We start from the raw sequence: 17,813 nt of genomic DNA on the forward strand, positions 1-17,813 counted from the left end.
GGCGGGAATCTGCTCGCGCAGCCGGGTGGGCAGTGAGTCCAGCCGGACCGGAAGGTCGGCGGGGAGGTCGAGAGGACCGTGAGGTCTGCGATGCCGAGCTCTGCTGCCCCTGGGTGCGGCGCCGCTCGCACTCGGGGTGATCGCGCCGGTAGAAGACGAGGGTGTTCCGGCTGCCCTCAATGGTCGTCTCGGCCAGCTGCGCGCCTGGACCGACCATGGGGGCCGAGGCGTGCCGGACGAAGACCCGTGCTCCTGCTGTCGGCGCCGCCATGCCAGCCCCCTTCGACTCTGTTTGCCGTGGTTGCTGACCGGTGCGCGCTAGGCCGCTCCGGACGGTGCCGGGTGCTCTTTGAGCCGGGCCACGGTGGCGGCCAGTGACTGCCAGGCCTGGGCACTGCCCCAGCGTCGGTAAAAACGCCGCCGCTCCCCCGGCGCGGGCGGAACCCGCTGGACCAGACCGAGTCTGATCAGGGTGTGAACCGGCGGCAGGTAGACACTCGCCGGCACCTGCCGGGCCATGGCCAGATCCCCCAGGCAGACACCGCTCTCACCGGCGTCCGCCAGGGCGGCGATCAGTTCGGCCCGGTAGCGGTTGCCAAAGACTCCTGCCGACAGGCGCCGCAACTCCTCCGCATGCTGCATGATTTATTTATCGCGAATCGCGAATCACTTGCCAGAGAGGCGAGTTGACGACTGCGGCGTGCCGATTGCCGCCGGCCGGGCTGAGGGCGGGTCTGATGCTGTCCGGAACGCGTCGCGCGGCAGGCATGGCAAGGCGGGCCGTGTGCTATGAGGTCTGACGGACGTGTGGCCGCGCGAGGCAAGGGGCTTTCATGGCACGAGAGTGACGGGTTCCGCATCAGGACCAGTACGGGGTGCGGCGGACCCGGCCGGCCGAGCGGATAGCCGACGTACGAAGAACGGGTTCTCGTACAGACGTACGGGCGGGCGGCAAGGTCCATGTCGTCACGCAGGACGAGTTCGGGGGCTGCTGGACCTCGCGGCGTGGCTGGGCGCACCGCTCACCGACACGAAGGAGCCTGCGGTGCTCCCCAAGGATGCGACGGGCGCGCGCCTGGGCACATCCGTCGAGAGCGCGCCCGCTCCACGCCGTAACACGGGAGACGGGACGACGAGGGCAGGGGGCGCCCACAACCTGAAGATCAACTACGCCGCCGGTCATATCTGATACTCAAGCGAAGAACCACAGCAGTTCAGATGTCATACCAGTCAAGGTCACAACATCATCTCTGAACTCTAAGCACAGCAGGTCAGCAGCGTTCTCATGTCGTAACTACATAGAAGATCGACAGCCCCCGGGACGCCGCCGAGTCGCACTGCCGGTTCCTCAAGATCATCCCGTGGCGGCATGTGGGCCCCGCGTTGCTGGACCCCAACTTCGTGGGCACGAAGGGCGTTCGATCCAACTGTGATGGCAATGGGTCCAGGTTCGCTGCCACAGGTCAACCAGCAGGAGCCGAAGCTCGACACGCTGCGCCAGAACGGAGAAACGGGCACGCTGCCAGACACTGCCGCCACGACACACAGCTCGGCGATACCTCCAACCCCAGAGGACTTCAGACCTGATCATGCCAATACCCCTCACCTCAAAGGACTTACCAGTGAAGTTGCAACACTTCCCATTTGAACTAATGCACCCCAGGTCAAAAGCATGATCAAGTCGGAGGAAGTCACATAACTGCAGGTCACAGCACCTCCCTGTTGCTACACCTTGATCTGCCACACCCCATTTCAGAGGCTTTCTAATATTGCAACTAGGCAGGTAGGTGACAAGCGCGACGCTATCGACCTCCTCGGATGCACCCTCCGCAACCCCGGGGACAGCGACGACCCACCGCTCTGCGCAGCGCCCGTCCGCTGACGTTGCCGTCAACTACTGCCGTCACGAGCCCGAGAAGCCCCACCAGAAGTCGACTCTGGCGGGGCTTCTTCGGCGCTTGAGCGTGTTCGCCAGACAGGCGGTCAGCTCTCGTCAGCGTCCTGATGAGATTTGCTACCGAATCCGCTTCAGCCGATTTCCGTACAGCGAGCTAATCCAAATCAAGTCCCACCACCGCCGCCCGGACCTCGTCAGCCCCATACCCCGTCCGCAGGAACAATTCCCGGGACCCCAAAGAGGAAACAACTAGCTGCGCGAGCGCATACCAGCGCCTACCGATTCGCAACGGAAGGGTCGCTATGACCTCTGTGCTCGGAGCGCCTGCATCATTCACCTCGCCTGAGGAAATTTGAACCTCGACGGTGCTTTCCGCCTCATCGTCACGAAGCCAGATGCAGACTCGCGAAGCTCCAGCCACGCGAGCATCAATCTCGCGAAGCGCGTCAATCAGGGTTTGCCGGTCGGCCGCCGTGCACCCAAGCTCCATGAGGCGGGACTCCTGGAAATTGGGCAGCTGATGCGTGACTTGGAAGATCACTTCGAACTGGTCGACACTGAGGACGATGACGGAAGCTGGCGGCCTGGCGCCTCGATCGCCCTGTTCATCGGAGAACATTGTCAAACCAATCCTTCCCACCCTTGGGAGTGAATACCGTTCCACCGTCACCATCTTCGATGACGACGGATCGCTTATCGGGGTCCCAGTAGCCGACTCGACCATTCTGAAGATATCTAGTCTCGACGTTGGGAACATTCCCATTGATCACGCCATCGACGTAGTAAGAGAGGGCTCCGTCATCGACACCTCTTACGAAGTGGGTGCCGTCCCCGTCGGGACGCTTCGCCGAATCGAGAGCATGCTTCGAAATATTCTCAGATATTTCGTCGACCTCGGGGCAACTACTGTTGTGAACGAGAACTGGCGTCCGACCAGCGAGCACATAGTACGTGTGCAGGCCCTCGACCGTGAGGTTGTAGGTACGGGCGTGCTGGGCGTAAGGGCGGTTGGCGGTGATGATCACCGTGTCGCCCTTGTCGGTGCGCAGGGTCATGCCGGGCTTGAGGCTGCCGGCCTGGACCCAGTCGTGTTGCGACGGGGACCAGAAGGGGTGTTCGTAGGTGGCGGTGAGCTTGTCGATGCCGTCCTTGGCCGCTATGGACAGTTCGTTGAAGTGTTTGTCGCCGTCGGTGACGATGAGTCGGGTTACTTTTTTCGCGGCCGATTTGCCGGTCTTGGGGTCGGTGGCCAGTACCTTGTCACCGACCTTGACGTCTTCGATGTCCTTTGTCTTGCCGTTGGACATGAGTACATCGGTGCCGGCGAGGAAGCATTTGGTGCAGGCAGAGAGGATGCCTTCAGTGACTTTCGCTTCCTTGCCCAGCTTGCCGAGCTTTGCGGCTTTGGCGAGTTTGAAGAATGGTATGTCTGCGGCCAGCCATGCGCAGTCCCACGTCACGTCGTGCGCGCATTGGCCAGCCAGATCGTAGTCGAAGACTAGCGCCTTAAATGTATCCTTCAGCGCCGTTATTCTTCGGTCCGGTCCTTCGGGGAGGACTCCCAGACGTTCTTCGCCCCCACTTCCTATAGTTGTCTTCCATGTAACTCTACTGTCACCATCTGCGACTGTGTATGTGACGACCGTCGAGCCGTCATCGCGGGGAGCTCCCATGTGGGCCGTCCGCGAGTGAGGCGTCCACTTTCCTTCGTCGTCCTGGGTGAATGTTTCTCTTGTGTCGCCGCAGTGGCCCTCCTTGCCGCACAGACTTTCCGGCTTTAGGCCATTGGGGTCACTCATGGTGACGGGGTTGTTGTTGGCGTAGGCGTAGGCGTTGAGCTGCTGGGGGTCGCTGGGGTCGATGATGGGGTCGACGGAGAGAAAGCGAGAGGTGGTGGGGTCGTATTCGCGGGCGCCGAGGTGAATGAGGCCGGTGGGGTCTTGGGTGCCGCCGACGAAGGTTTTTTCGCCTGGCCAGTTGGTGGGCTGTGTACCTCGGTATCCGCCGAAGGGGGTGGTGCGGCGCTGTTGCATGGTCAGGTCGGCGGCGTTGATGGCGAGCTCGGAGGTGCCGTGTTGGTCGCCGATCAGGAAGGAGACCTTGTTGTCGTTGGTGCGGATGGCCTGGTTGCCGCCGCCCAGGTCGTAGTAGCGCTGGGCGGTGGGGGTGGTGGAGCCCTTGGGCAGGGTGATCTCGGTGCCGCCGAGGTAGAGGGTGGTGGCGGTGGGGGTGCGGCGGATCAGGCGGTTTCCGTTGGCGTCATAGACGTAGGAGGTGGTTTTGGTGCCGCCGCTGGCGTCCGGCTGGATGTGCGTCAGTAGGTGGTTGTCGGCGCTCCAGGTGAGGGTTTGCTTGTCCCCGTTGATGGTGCGGGTGTCGTTGTTGCCGGCTTCGTCGTAGGTGTAGCTGTTGATGGAGGTGCCGTTGGGGCCGGTGGAGGTGACTTGGCTCAGGGCGTGCGGTCTGGCGCTGCCTGCGGTCGGATAGGCGTAGTCGCGCTTTTCGTCCTTGGAGGTGTCGCCGGCCGTGTTGTGCAGGGTCTGGCTTTTTCGATTGCCGGTCTTGTCGTAGCCGTAGCTGTACCAGTACGGGGCGGGGCCGCCCAGCGCACTGGCGCTGGGGGTGGTCGCGCACGTGGATGTGTTCTGGGCCCACGCTTCGGTCAGGCGGTCGAGGTAGTCGTACTGGAAGCATTGGCTGTCGGTGCCGTCGCGGGAGACGTCGGTGATGGCGTGGATGTTGCCGGCCTCGTCGTAGGCGTAGGTGGCCGACTTGTCCACTCCGGGCACGTCCTGGCGGTCCACTCGTGAGGTGGACAGTCGCTGGGTGCCCCACTCGTAGGAGTTGGTGACCTGAGTGAATTTGGCCCCGTTCTGCAGCGTGTATTGCAGTGGTTTGCCGGTCAGGCTGTAGGCGGTGTCTGTTACGTAGTTGACGGCGCCGGAGCCGACCAGGGTCTTGGGCCGTAGTACTTCGTCGTAGGTGGGTGTGATCGTCTCGGCGGTGAGGGCGCCGGCGGCTGGGTAGCCGATGGATTGGACGGTGCCGTTGGCGTTGTAGCGGACGGTGTTGTCGTAGGTGTCGGCCAGGGCACCGTTGGCTGTGGTGGCCGGGATGGTGATGGTGGTGCGGTTGGGCCGGTACAGCGCGTCGTACATGCTGTAGCTGGTGGTGTACGCGTCCGTGCCCTCGTACCGGGTAGCCGAGGCGAGTTGGCCCCGGTAGCCGGTCGGGTCCCATACGTTCTTTGTCAGCAGGGGGCCGGTGGCACTGCCTTCCCGGGTTTCCATGACCCGGCCGAGGTTGTCGTAGACGGTGGCGGTGGTCTTTTTACGCTCGACCTCGGTGGTGGAGGTGGCCAGGTTGCGGTCGTCGTACGCGATGGTGGTCTTGCCCTTGTCGGGGTCGTTTGCCTCGATCTGGTTGCCGCGCTGGTCGTATGTGTAGGTCCAGGTGTTGCCGGCCGGGTCCGTGAGCTTGGCCAGTGCACCGTTCGGGTTGGGGCCGGTGATGGACAGGTAGGCGTAAAGGGTTTTGTCGGGGGTGCCGGTCGGCGTGGCGTTGGGGTACTGCCACAGCTCCGTGGGGCGGCCGCGGACGTCCAGCAATGTGGTGGTGGGGGTGGCGCCCTTGGGCGGCGTGATGGTTACCCGGTCGCCGTCGTAGTTCGTGAGGGTGGTGGCGAGGACGTCAGCGTTGTCGCTGTTGCCGGCGATCTGCTGGGACTTGGTCATGCGGCCCAGGCCGTCGTAGGTGTTCCAGGTCTGGGTCTCGACCTCCAGCGCGTTGTCCAGGGTGAGGAAGTCCGTGCCGGGGGCGGCGCTGTTGTAGTAGGGGGCGAAGGTCTTCGCGGCCAGGCCGCGCTCGTCGTACAACGTGTCGGAGACGACCATGCCGCCATTCGGGCCCGGGGTCTGGATCTGGCGCGGGCGCAGGAATCCGTCGAGCAGTTGGTAGGAGGTCTGCTGCGCTGAGGCGCTCTTGAGGGTCTTGGTGCCGATCGCGACCGGCTTGCCCTCGACCGTGGTGTAGGTGAATTCGTAGTTCGGCAGGTCGTTGTTGGCCTTGGATCGGTCCGGGAGCCAGATCTTCAGCTTGCGGCCCAGCGCATCGTAGGTCGTGTCAGTGCGTTTGGTGTTGGGGTCGAGAGAGATGGTCGGCAGACCGCGCAGCGTGTCGTAGTACGTGGTGACGGACTGCGCGGTTGCGGTGCTGCCGGCGGTAGCCGGGGGGCTGGTCACCTTCGCCGAGGTGAGCAGCCCTGTGGCCGGTGTGTAGGCGGTGGTGGTGGTGCGGCCGTCGGTGCGCGCCGATCTCACCGGGGCGGTGGTCTCGGTGGCGGTGACAGTGGCGGTGATGTCCGTGGCGGTCAGCTGGCGGCCGTAGGTGTCGAAGGTGGCGCCGGACTCGAGATAGGTGGCGGTGGTGCCGTCATGTGACTTCAACGTCGCGGTGCGGGTGGCATCGCCCTTGGTCGGGGCAGTGCCGTAGTCCTGTCCGTCATAGGCGGTGCGGGTGTCGGCGATGACGTCCTTGGACCGGTCCGGGGTGGTCTGGCAGGTACCCAAGGCGGTCTCGACGCGGGAGGGGCTGGTCAGGATCCAGGTGCTGGTGTTGTCCACGTAGGTGGTGCGGGTGCACTGGTTGTCCGCGCTGGTCGCCGTGTCGCCCGCCTCGTGCATGAGCGTGATGCGGCCGGCCTTGGTCTCGTGCGCGTAGGAGGTGTAGGTCTTGCGCCAGCTGCTGCCCGCACCGTCGTCCAGGGAGGTCCAGGTCCAGGTGTTGGTGGTGCCGGTGAGGTTGGCGGTGGTGGTGCCCCAGGACCGCACCCGTTTAGCCGTCTCGTAGTGCCAGGGGTTGTTGATGGTTTTGGCCAGTACCTTGCCGCCCGGGCCCGAGTACTGCTCTGTTTTGTATTCGTAACCGGCTGCCGAGTCATGGTCGGTGATCGTGGTGCCGTCGTCATTGGTGATCTCGACGGGGGCGGTCGCGCCCTTGTCGCCGTCCATGCCACGCAGGAAGTAGTGGTCGGTCTGCGATTTCATCCCTACCGGGTCCTGGCCGCCGGTCTGCACCCGGACGTGCCCGTAGCCGCGGTAGGTCGACCAGGTTTTGTACTTCTCCTTGGTCAGTCCGTCGTTGTCGTCGAAGTGCCAGGCCGCGCCGTCCAGGTAGGTGTAGCGGGTGACCATGTCGGGGGCGCCGGAGCGGGTGCGGTCGGTCTGCGCGACCGCGTCGACGACGTACTTGTTGAACCACTGCAGTTGCGGATCGGTGTGGCCGGGCTTGGGTGCGTAGACCGGGAAGCAGCGGCTGGTGTTGCCCTGCGGGATGGGCGGGTTGGCTGGATCACAGGCGGTGGCGGAATAACTCACGTCGATCTGCCCGCCCGCTTCGTCCTGAATGTTGGACAGGCGTTCCTTGATGAACGGTGCGAGATCGTCGCCGGTGACGTCGGGCCGGTTGGGGCGCTGGGTGTAGTCGAAGGTGACCTTCGGCAGGGTGATCGCCGGGGTGGTGGACTTGCCGGTGTGCTGCAGGTAGTCCAGTAGCAGCTGGTAGTCCGTGTCCGACATGCCCCAGCGGTGGTCCAGCTTCCACTCATCGACCGGCGCGTATGTGCCGTCGGCCTTGCGGACTTGTGTCGTGATGCCGGTGAGCCGAAGCCGGGTCCAGAACGAAGGTGTGCCCGTGGTGCAATCCGTGCCGCTCTTGCAGTTGAGGTCCCAGGGCGTGTCGTACCAGTAGAAGGCCTTGTCATCGATCGTGGACGGATCGCAGGTGACGCCGGTCTGCGGCAGGCAACGCTCCTGAGAGGTGAAGTCCACCTTGGCCAGGGGCTGGGAGGCGTATATGGAGGTGGACGGGAGCCCGTATTCGATCCGGTCTAGGGTTCCGCCGCGGGTGTAGGGGGTTTCGTCGGCCGGCTTGAGGTTGCGGACGTAGTTGTTCGTTTCCTTGTCGTAGTAGTAGGTGATGGCGTTGCCGTGCACGTCGATGGCGAGGTCGAGGTTCCACCGCCAGCCCTGCTGGCACCACGACTCCTCGAAGGTGGCCCCGTGGCACGGTTCGCCCGTATCGTCGCCGTAGACGGGCACGGTCCAGGTGGAGTCGGTGGTTTCGTTGCCTGAGGCCCAGCCGGTCAGCTTGTGGTAGCCGAAGTAGTAGCGGCTACCGTCGGTGGTGGTGACCCGCCAGTACTCGTCGTTGTGGGCGCCGTTACCGCGGGGATTGCTGGTGAGGGTGCCGTAGATCCGCTTGACCAGGGTGCCGTCGTCACCCTTGATCTTGAAAGTGTCGGCGGTGCTGGTGGGGATGAGTTCCGCAGCGTGTCCGTTGAAGGAGATGGTGGCGTTGTCGTACGCCCAGCACAGGTCGCCCGGCTTCTTGCCGTCGGCGTTGGTGACGTCGTCATCCGTGCACGGCTTGTAGCTGCGCTCGATGTATCCGGACCAGAGCTCGAAGCCGTCGCCGGCCCAGGAGGACTGGTTGTTGGTGTTGGCGGTCCGGCCGTCCACGGAGCCGGAGGAGTACGACAGCCTCACCTTTGGTTCGAAGCCGCCCGGCACGCTCGGTGTGGGCATGCCGTAGGACCAGGCGAAGTCGCCGGTGTTGAGGCTGGTGTTCCAAGCGGCGGATGGGGACAGCTGGCTGGCGGTGTAGTCGCCTTTGTCGCTGGAGGTGCCGGCGGTGACCGCGAGCACCATCGGCTGGGCGATCCCTTTGCTGGTGGTGTCGGTGGCGAGGAGGTTCACGCCGTCGGCACGGAGCGTGTGGGTTTTGGGATCGTTGTGGGTGGTCAGCCGGTGCGGGGTGGTGCATTCGCGGTCGCTGGGGGTGGTCAGCGCGCAGTGCGGGAGCTGGACGAGGGTGAGTCGGCGCTCGTAGCCACCGCCGAAGGTCTGGGAGAAGGCGGAGTAGTTGACGTGCACGTCTACCGTGCCGCTGGTGGCACCGTCTTGCGGAGTGAGGGCGAACAGTGGGCCGTCGATGCCGGCCTTTGCGGATGCGGCGTGATCGAGCAACCGTACTGTGGTCTTGCCGGCGAATTTGGTCTGCTTGCGTTTGTTGCCTGTGGCCGCTGGGGCGGTGAGGGTGAGCGGAATCCCCTCCGCGGTGGAGGGGCGGTTCTTCGGGGCCGCCGCGGTGGGCACGGTGAGGGTGGCGGTGGCTGGCTTGGGCCAGGCGTGTTTGGGCGTCTGTCTAGGGGTGCGGGGTTGGCCGTCGCGCTTGCGTGGCTTCATCGCCACGTGGTGCCCGGCTACGGGCTTCTCTGACGCCGGGACCTTTGGCAGGTCGTCGGCTTGCGCGACCGTGCTGGTCAACGTGCCTTGCAGCAGGGTGCCGACCAGCACGGTGGAGACCACCAGTGCGGTCCGGCTTCGGACTCTGCCCCACCCCTTGGTGCCCATCTGCCCTGTTCCCCTTTGCATCGCTCGGTATGAACGGCTCGTGCAGGGCCCAGCCCTTGGTGAGGGCTGGGCCCTGCGAGCCGGAAGTCAGCGTCGCTTCTGTGGTGTGGTTGAGTGGGTCGGGAGGCTGCGGTGAACGGCTGCCGCCGTCGCTGTGGCTTCCCGACCGGTTGGTCACGGTCCGGGTATGGTCGGCAGCTCTTGCAGTCCGTTGAGTGCGGCGATCTGGGTGTCGCGCAGCACGCCGTCGAAGACCCACACGTCGTCGAGGGCGCCGGGCCAGTATTCGCCCCAGGTGGTGGCGCCGGTTTTGGCCCGGCCCAGTTGCAGGCCCTTGGTGGCGTCGAAGGGCGGGCTGCTCTCACTCCATGCGACGACATCGGTGCAGGTCGGATCGTCCGGATGCTCGTCGTCGTCGACGTCCGGGCATAGTGCCTGTTTCAGTTCGCCGTTGACGTACAGCCGCAGCTGCGCTTCGAAGGCGTCATAGACCACCCCTAGGTGGGTCCAGCCGCCGGGGACGATGGTGGATTCCGCGGTGTGATGGGTCGCTGTGGTGCTGTCGGTCTCCGCGACATCCAGCACGAACCGCCCGCTCATCGACAATCCGGTTTCGTCCGGTGGGTTGGGTATGTAGCGCACGGCGAACCCGTTGGTGTTCGTTCCGGCCTGGCTCATCACCGTCACCGTCTTCTGCGGCGGGCTGGCGGTGGAGACCCAGGTGGCGGCGGTGAAACTGGTGTTGGTGGCCGTCGGCGAAGCGGCGGTGCTGGCGTAGCCGGTGCTGGTGCCGTTCAGCAGCAGCGAGCCGGCGCCGATGGCCTTGTCGGTGGTGGTGACGGTGGCGCCGGAGCCCAGAGTCAGCGGATGCGGGCCCTGGTCAGCCGGAACGTCGTCGGCCGAGGTGATGGGGGAGCCGGAGGCGGCATTGAGCTTCCAGCGGCCCTCGACCTTGGCGTGCTGCTTGTACATCTCAGAGATCTCTTGGGTGGACAGCATTCGGTCGAAGACCTGTACGTCGTCGATCTGTCCGGGGAAGAACGCGGTAGGTGTGCCGTCATAGCGGGCGGCGCCCAGTTGCAGCGGGCCGGAGGCGTACCAGGTGATGGTGTGGTCTGCACCGCCTGCGTACTGGCCGTTGAGGTACAGCCGGATACGGCCTGCGTCCTTGGAATAGACACCGGTCAGATGGGTCCACTGCCCCACCGGTGCCACGTTGGGATCAAGCGCGGGATCGGCGGCGGTGCGCTGCGCGGCGCGTACCAGGATGCTGTCGGTGGTGTCGGTGAGGTAGTTGTTGAACGACCAGCCGTAAATGGGCGAGTAGTACAGCTCGAAACCGGATCGGTGGGCGCCGGGCTGGGTCACGGCGATGGCCGCGGTGGTGGGCCGGGCCGTCAGCTTCACCCAGGCGCTTACGCTGAAGTTACGCATGGTGTTGATGTACGGCGATGTGGCGCTGGCATAGTCGTTGACGCCGTCAAACTTTGCCGCGTTACCGTCCGGGCTGGTCAGGCCGGTCTGCGGGCCGCCCTGGTAAACCGCCGGGAAGACGTCCGCGCGTCCGGTGACAGTGGTGCGCGGTGCGCCCTGGTCGTCGGTGGGGCCCTCATCCAGTTGGAACACCGCCCGGGCCGATCGGCCGGAGCCGATCGGCTGCTTGTGGTACAGGGCCGTGATCTCGGACTGGGCGAGCGGCTTGTCGAAAATCCGCACCTCGTCGACACTGCCGGGGAAGAACGCCTTGGGCGCGCCCGAGGCGGACCCCGCGCCCACTATCAGACCTCGGCGGGCATCCCACGGCGTGGCATAGCTGGTGGAACCGGCCAACGTCCCGTTCACATACAGCTGCAGCACATCGGTGTCGCCGTTGTACAGACCTACCAGGTGCACCCACTCACCGGTCTTGACCCCGCCGGCCGCAGCCTGCATCGCCCTTACCGGGCTGGCACTCGCGGTATCAGCCGAGTACTGGTTGAACGCCCACCGGTCGAGGGACTTCGAGTAGTACAGCTCGAAGCCGGGCGAAGAGTTGCCGGGCTGCGCGGCGATGATAGCCGCGTCATTCGGCATCGCCGAAAGCTTCGCCCAGGCCGCCACCGAGAAGCTCTGCGAGGTGTCCACCACGGGGATGTCGGACTCCAGGTAGTCGTCCACCCCGTCGAAGGTGGTCGCGGCGCCGATCGCGCCGGGGCTGCCCAGGGTGGGCTGGTCATGTATGGCGAGCTGCCGGTCGCCGGCCGTGCCGGTTGTCTGGGTAGCCCCGGCCGGCTCGTCCAGCTTCCATTGGGCACGGGCCGGCTGGCCGGCTTTGGCCCGGTAGCGGTAGGTGGTCTCTTCCGTCTTCTTACTCGGATTTCCAGCGGCGTCCCATGCCTGGACCGTGATGAAATTCAGTCCCGGCTTGGTGGGGGCGATGCGCACGGTCTGCGCGGCGCCGTTGGTGGTCGGCACCTTGTGGTCGGGGGCGCTGCAGTCCGGGTCACCGTTGGTGCCGTAGCAGTAGTAGGCGACATCGGTGGAGGAGGGGCCGAAGGTGAAGTTGCCGTGCCGGCCCACCCCGTCGTACCACGGGTCGTTGGGGTCTTCTGTGTCGGAGGGTGGGTAGTCGCCGGAGGTGATGGCCGGCCCGGCCGGGACGGAGTTGTCGATCCAGAAGTAGCAGGCGTGCTCGTTGTACCAGGACCACGGCGAGTACGCGGCTCCGTCATAGGACTGGGCTGCCCAGGCCACCTTCTTGCCCGTCGGTACCGAACTGGTCAGGGCGAGGGTAAAAGGCGATGGGCTGGACTTGTCCGTGGTGAGCGCAGAGGTCCAGCGGGCCTTCCAGCCCTGCCCGTCGCCGGCATCCCAGTAGGCGCGGACCCGCACCCTGACCCGGTCGCCATCCGGGTCGGTGACGCCGTTGATGGTTACCGACGGGCGGGAGCGCACGTAGTCCTTGTCAGCGTCAGTGTCACAGTCACCGCCGTGGCTCATTGACATCTGCGAGGTCTTGATCTGCTGCGGCGGCAGGTTGTAGGTCACCCGCAGATAGGCGTCGTCGGTGAACCTCTTCCAGCCGTACTTGTCATCCTCGTGCTTCGCCTTCAGCCCGAAGGTGGTGTAGTCATCGCCGTGGGAAGCGGCGTACTTCACCGCGTCGAGCGCGTTGAACTCCACATCAGCCGGCCCCGAGCAGCCGTCACCGCCGTAGGCCACGTCCCGGTAGGTCAGATAGTCCAGCCAGTCGTCCTGCGTGTTGTCCCAGGTGCTGGTCGGGCCCATGGACTTGGTGCGCCACAGCTCCACGGCCCGGCCGTCACACGAAGCGGACCAGACCTCCTTCGCAATGAACTCGGCAGACAGGATCGTCTTCCCGGCGAACTTGGCAGTGGGCAATTTGTAGAACAGGCGCTTCAGGTCATACGGGGCGCAGTAGTCCCACTCACACAGGCCCAACCCCTCGTTGGATTCGCCGTTGAACCGGTATTGCGGTGCGTCGTGCCAGTAGCGGGAGACCATCGTCCAGTCCCCGGCCTTGGGCGTGTCGGTGTGCGGGTCGATGTACACCGGCCAGGTGGTTTTCTCGTCGGTGAGCATCTGCTGATCCGGGGTCAGCTGCAGGTGCTCGCCATCTGCCGGTATTTGAAGGTCGATCGGCGCCAGTTGGGAGGCGTCACCTGGGCCTTGGGCCGCATCGTCGGCTGCGGTGGCCACAGTGGCCGCGCGCATCCCGGTCGCCGCAGCCGAGCCGGTGGAGTCCCACATGATCGGCTCGGGTGCCGCGAACACCACACCGCCCGCCTTCTCGTCGAGCGCTTCGAAGCCACCACCGGCGGACTCACGCACATCCAGGCCGTCGGTCTGCATCCCGAGAGTGAGCTGAGCCAGGGCCGGGTTCTTCGCCGCCTCGGCCGAGCGCACCACGAGAAGCTCGTGGAAGCCCGTGGTGTCCGCCCGCAGGGTCAGATCGACCCCGGGCAGGACGTCCGGATAGGTGGCCGTGTCGCCACTCAGGACCGGCTTGGGCAACGGCTCGGGCCAGGAGAACGACAGCGTGCGACCGAGCTGGTCAAGGCGCACCAGCGGTGTATTGGCACCGCCGCCGGAGAAGCTCATCCCGACCGAGGCAACCGTCGGGCCTACGCTGCCGTCGCTGCGCACCTCAAGGGTGTTGTCGATCGCCTTCCACGCCCCACCCACCCGGGCCCGCACGGGCCGCAGATGCTGCACGACCTCGCGGTCGCCGGACGGGGTCGCGAAGGTCTCGCTGGACTCATCCCGCAGTGAGGTGATCTCCACGTTCTTGCCGGTGTCCGCGGCCAGCGTCGTGGCGGCCGCCTCAGTTGGCGCGCTCTTGGCCGCCGGCTTCGCGGCGGATGAGGAAGGCGCCGCGGCGGACGGCACAGCAGCGGTGGCGGGCAGCGCCAGAAGACCGGCCATCAGCGCCGCGGCCAGCCCTCCCACGTGCCAGGAAGAACCCTTCCCCTGACGTCTCACTCCGTACGACCGTAGCTGCCGCATGGCGTTCCCCTCCCCTTCACCGCCGCGACCGAACAGACGTCACGGCCAGGGAAAGATAAACAGCGGGTGAAGTGGCGTCTACAGGAAGTTAATGACGGCAAAACAGACCTTTTCCTGATCTACACAACCGCACTCACCTTGTGAGAAAGATCACCGCCGTCTCATACATTTTCCTCGAGCTTCCCGGATGGCAAACCCTCCACTGCGAGGATGGATTTGACCCGCGCATCCCCGGCCATCGAGATGCGACAGCGATATCCAAAGCAGACTTCCCATCAGCACTTCTGGCGCGCCGTCCCGCTCTTTACACGTGCACAGCCCCCTCGGCCTTTCACCGCGAAACACCTCCTGGGCCGCCCAGACCAGTGCCACCCGTGCTTCTGACAGGGAGTGCTGCGAGGGCATGCACTGCGCGCCCATGACGGCAGCAGGGAGAATCCGGCGTACCGAACGCGTGAGTCCAGCCTACGAATCGACGGTCCGAGACGGGCGGAAACATCGGCTGTATCTCAGACGCCGCCTGGCTTTGCACGGCGCGCAATCCGGCGCCGCATGTCGCGGCATCCTTCCCTGTTGCTTGGAAAGCAGGGGAAGTCAGCGCCTTGGCTGTCGGGCGCCTGGACGCCGGAGCCGCAATGGGCCGTTAAGGCCGCTGAGGGCGTGATGGTCAGGGGCTTAGTGCGCGGTGCCGTCGGTGTAGCCCGCGGCGGTCAGAGCCCGCTGCAAGCGATCGGGGCGGTTGCTGATGAACCCGTCGGCGCCACCGCGGGCGAACTCGACCGCGCTCTCGGGGTCGTCCACCGTCCAGAGGAAGACCTTCAGCCGCTGCCCGTGCGGGCCCTTCAAGGCATGGGCCGCCTTGAAGTACCGAGGGCTCACCTTCAGGTACTTCATGTTGATCTTGTCGGCCACCTTCGCGTACACCGCCAGGTCCTTCACCGTCGGTTCACGCGACAGCAGGGCAGTGCGTGCCTGGGGGGCCTTGGCGCGTACGGTCCGCAGGGTGCCGGTGTCGAAAGCCTGAATGACCAGTCGGTCGGTCACTCGGTCGCCCTTGAGCCAGCCCAGCCGGCCGAGTTCCCTCACTGTGTCCTCGGCGAGCTGCGGATAGATCTCCGGCCACTTGATCTCGAGTACCAGCTTCTGGCCGTTGCTGTCGACGCGGCGCATATACTGCTGAAGGGTCGGTATCTTCTCCCCCGCCCACTGCTGGCCCTTCCAGCCGCCGGCGTCCAGCGTGGATATCTCCGCCCAGGTGAAGTCCCCGACTTTCCACGGCGCACGCTTCGGGAACTTCTCCTCGACATCGGTGGTGCGGGTCAGAGTCTTGTCGTGGATGACCACCAGCGTGCCGTCTTTGGTGCGCTGGACATCGTTCTCCAGCCAGTCGATTCCCTGTGCCCGCGCCGTGTCCACCGCGGCCAGGGTGTTCTCCGGGGCCGCGCGGCTGCCGGCCCTGTGAGCCACAGTCACCACACCCTCGCGGCTCGTCGCGTCCGTCTCCGTGGACGTCACCAGCAGCACCGCGACCAGGCTCAGGCCCAGTCCTGCCACGCACAGGACAACGCGCGCGAACATCCACTCTCCTCATGGGGCGACGGCACAGACTTGCACGGCGTGGTCGGGACGGCCGGTAGTGCCAGGAAGAGGAGAGACTACCCACCACCCGCCGAGTCACCTGCGGGCGGCCGGGACCATCGGTCACGCCGTGAGCGGCAACGCCGTCCTACTCGGCCCCAAGGTCAGGCCCGCAGATGCGGCCGCGTCGAAGGAGCGGGCTTGCCCTTGCCCGGGGACGGATATAACAACGCCTGGTCCAACGACGGCCCGCGGACCACGTCCCTTGCCGCCCACTAGGTCCTGTCTCTTTGACCTCTGCTTGATCGGACCACGTGCGAGGGTGGTGGCCATGCCGCAGCTTGGTCACTGCCTCCGATCTTTCAGATTCACGTTCGGGCTTGCTCCGACACGCTTCGCTGCATGCAGGGAGACAGGTGTCCCAGCTCGGGAGCACGCCTTGGTAGAGAGCGAGACGTTCTGCGGCATCCCTCGGCGCCAGGTGACGGTCTATCGGCATCTGTTCGTCGCGAAGAGGTCCGGGACGTGCTCGGACTGCCGAGCGAAGGCGGTCGATGCTTCCTCCCGGTCCTGAGTCAGACTTTCCGTAGTCGCGTCCAGATCAGGATGGCTGCAAGGTGGAGTGCGCCTTCGTAGGCGACGAGCGCGAGCTTGTCCGTTCGCATGACCAGGCCGCGCCACTGCGCGAATAGCCCGCTACGAGTCACAACTGCTCCTAGCGGTTGGTGGCGTTGGCAGGTCCTGAGGGGACACATGACCAATCGGTACATCTCGCCGCGGCAGCCTGCACGTCATACAGGCCGTCGAGAAGCCCACGCCCCCATGACAGGTATGCGAAAACGCCCAGCTCCACGCCGGGTCCACTCCCGGTGGCGTCGGCAGGGCTCTGCTCGCGCTGAGCGGCACCTTCTTGCGTCTGAACACCTCGGTCGACGGGCAGGCGTACTGAACGTTCCACCACCCCACGCTGCGGGAAGGTTTCGCCTCCTGGCTGACCACGCAGCCCCACCTCCTGCCCGTGGTCCTCATGGGCAGGAGCGATCAGGTCCTGCTGTCGCGCACGGACTGTCTCGAGGCGAGCAGCAGGCAGCGTCGGGGCACCCTGCTGCGCATCCCTCCCCCGCTCTATCAGGCGACGGCTCAACGGCTGGCCGCGCTGCGTCAGCGTCCGGGTGCTTCGAGTCGTGGCAGCAGCGCTATGACCGGGAGCAGAGTGTCCTGGCCTACCTGGGGAAGAACAGCGGCCAGGGCTTCCTGCGCGCATACGTCTGTGCGGATCCGCAGCTCTTGGACATGCTCCTGCAGTTCGGCTCTCCCACCTGCTACGACCCCCGCCCGCCGGTGCTGGCGCGGCTGCACCAAGCGGGCCTGCTGCCCGAAGAGGCACGGCAGCAGGCCATCTCTCGCATGATGAAGCTGGCCGTCTCCGCCCCCGATGCCTCCTGGATCGAAGACGAGGACTGGCAGAAGAAGGCGTGGCACCTCCTCCTCACCGGCGAGGACCGCGACCGCTTGTTCGCCCACGTGCGTGGCGAACTCTTCGCCCGCCGCGATGAGTTGCTCGGCGGCTGGTTGGCTGGTGCGACCGGCGATGACGACGATCCGGTAGAGGATGCTCTGTTCTGGTATCGCCGGGCCTTTGAGGAGCGCGAGGACGACGAGGCAGCAGGCGAGTTCGACTACGCATCGGACCTCTACCATGAAGGCCGCCAGGGCCTTCCGCCCAGTGCCTCCGACGAGAACTGGGACCGCGGCGCCGCCGCCACAGTGAACGTACGGACAGCCGGCGAGAAGGACGCGCCTGCCCGCCGGAGCCTGTTCGACGACCTCGACTGGTGATCAAAGGCTCTGGTGCGGGATCCAGGTCGTCGTGGCAGGAGTCCTGTGTGGCGGCCCCGCCCCGGACGATGGCCCGCCGCACGGCCGCCGCGCCCCGGTGGTCTGCGCCGTCGCATGCGGGCTGGGGCTTGCCCCGGTGGGGGGGTGTGTGGTCTGCGGATGCCCGCGGACCCGGCTGTGACTGCGGGCAACCGTGCTCCTGCCGCGCCGGGCCGGCTGTGCTGCAGGTGGACGCTTCACTCGGCGGCTGCGGCGTTCAGCCACGCGGCCAGTTCGCTGTAACTGCAGGCCCTGTGCAGGGTCCGTCCGCCCGGGCGGGTGTCGATGATCTGCGTGGCATCGCCCAGTGGGGTGTAAGGGGTGTGGGGCAGGCACACCCCACACCCAGGACGCGCCGGTAGCGGGTCAGGTCGTAGTTGGGGCCCTGAGGCTGCTCGGTGAGGGTGCGGGTGACCTGCTGCCACTTGGTGACGGACTGCTCGATGAGGCTGGCGCTGTTGCGGACGGTACGGAAGTTCTGTCCGGGTCGGGCACAACGCCGGGACCAAGAACCACCGTCCACCCGGAGTCGTCCTGGTCGA

General features: G+C 65.7%; 6 protein-coding genes and 1 pseudogene. 1 reads left to right on the forward strand and 6 read right to left on the reverse strand.

Annotation, left to right across the window (positions count from 1 at the left end):
* Nucleotides 1-318: 318 nt before the first annotated feature.
* From E5083_RS30030 to E5083_RS31565, 6 genes and pseudogenes are all read right to left on the reverse strand, one after another.
* On the reverse strand, nucleotides 319-642 hold the full coding sequence (locus E5083_RS30030) for a hypothetical protein (RefSeq protein ID WP_135788827.1): 324 nt from the start codon (nucleotides 640-642) through the stop codon (nucleotides 319-321).
* Nucleotides 643-2,051: 1,409 nt separating this feature from the next.
* Nucleotides 2,052-2,516, reverse strand: coding sequence for a hypothetical protein (locus E5083_RS30035; protein ID WP_135788828.1), 465 nt, complete (start codon nucleotides 2,514-2,516; stop codon nucleotides 2,052-2,054).
* Nucleotides 2,503-9,309: a polymorphic toxin-type HINT domain-containing protein gene (locus E5083_RS30040; RefSeq protein WP_135788829.1), complete on the reverse strand. Its 6,807-nt coding sequence runs from the start codon at nucleotides 9,307-9,309 to the stop codon at nucleotides 2,503-2,505. Before E5083_RS30040 ends, E5083_RS30035 begins: the two co-directional genes overlap by 14 nt.
* A gap of 174 nt (nucleotides 9,310-9,483) precedes the next feature.
* Entirely contained in the window at nucleotides 9,484-13,758 is a 4,275-nt protein-coding gene (locus E5083_RS30045) for a LamG domain-containing protein (protein WP_167513673.1), read from the reverse strand.
* A 732-nt stretch (nucleotides 13,759-14,490) separates the two neighbouring features.
* Nucleotides 14,491-15,393 (reverse strand): glycerophosphodiester phosphodiesterase, encoded by a 903-nt coding sequence (locus tag E5083_RS30050; protein ID WP_135788831.1) that lies wholly within the window; start codon nucleotides 15,391-15,393, stop codon nucleotides 14,491-14,493.
* Nucleotides 15,394-15,968: 575 nt separating this feature from the next.
* A pseudogene (locus E5083_RS31565) lies at nucleotides 15,969-16,076 on the reverse strand (IS5/IS1182 family transposase); the annotation flags it as partial.
* A 610-nt stretch (nucleotides 16,077-16,686) separates the two neighbouring features.
* On the opposite strand from E5083_RS31565, the gene E5083_RS30060 reads away from it, so the two are divergent.
* Nucleotides 16,687-17,232 (forward strand): hypothetical protein, encoded by a 546-nt coding sequence (locus E5083_RS30060; protein ID WP_135788832.1) that lies wholly within the window; start codon nucleotides 16,687-16,689, stop codon nucleotides 17,230-17,232.
* The last annotated feature ends 581 nt before the right edge of the window (nucleotides 17,233-17,813 follow it).

It is taken from the genome of Streptomyces bauhiniae (assembly GCF_004784475.1).
Lineage (GTDB): Bacteria > Actinomycetota > Actinomycetes > Streptomycetales > Streptomycetaceae > Streptomyces > Streptomyces seoulensis.

What these genes read in the sequence shown, in the direction of transcription:
- E5083_RS30030 (WP_135788827.1), bottom strand. Translation starts at nt 642, where the DNA reads ATGCAGCATGCGGAGGAGTTGCGGCGCCTGTCGGCAGGAGTCTTTGGC.
- E5083_RS30035 (WP_135788828.1), bottom strand. Translation starts at nt 2,516, where the DNA reads ATGTTCTCCGATGAACAGGGCGATCGAGGCGCCAGGCCGCCAGCTTCC.
- E5083_RS30040 (WP_135788829.1), bottom strand. Translation starts at nt 9,309, where the DNA reads ATGGGCACCAAGGGGTGGGGCAGAGTCCGAAGCCGGACCGCACTGGTG.
- E5083_RS30050 (WP_135788831.1), bottom strand. Translation starts at nt 15,393, where the DNA reads ATGTTCGCGCGCGTTGTCCTGTGCGTGGCAGGACTGGGCCTGAGCCTG.
- E5083_RS30060 (WP_135788832.1), top strand. Translation starts at nt 16,687, where the DNA reads ATGCTCCTGCAGTTCGGCTCTCCCACCTGCTACGACCCCCGCCCGCCG.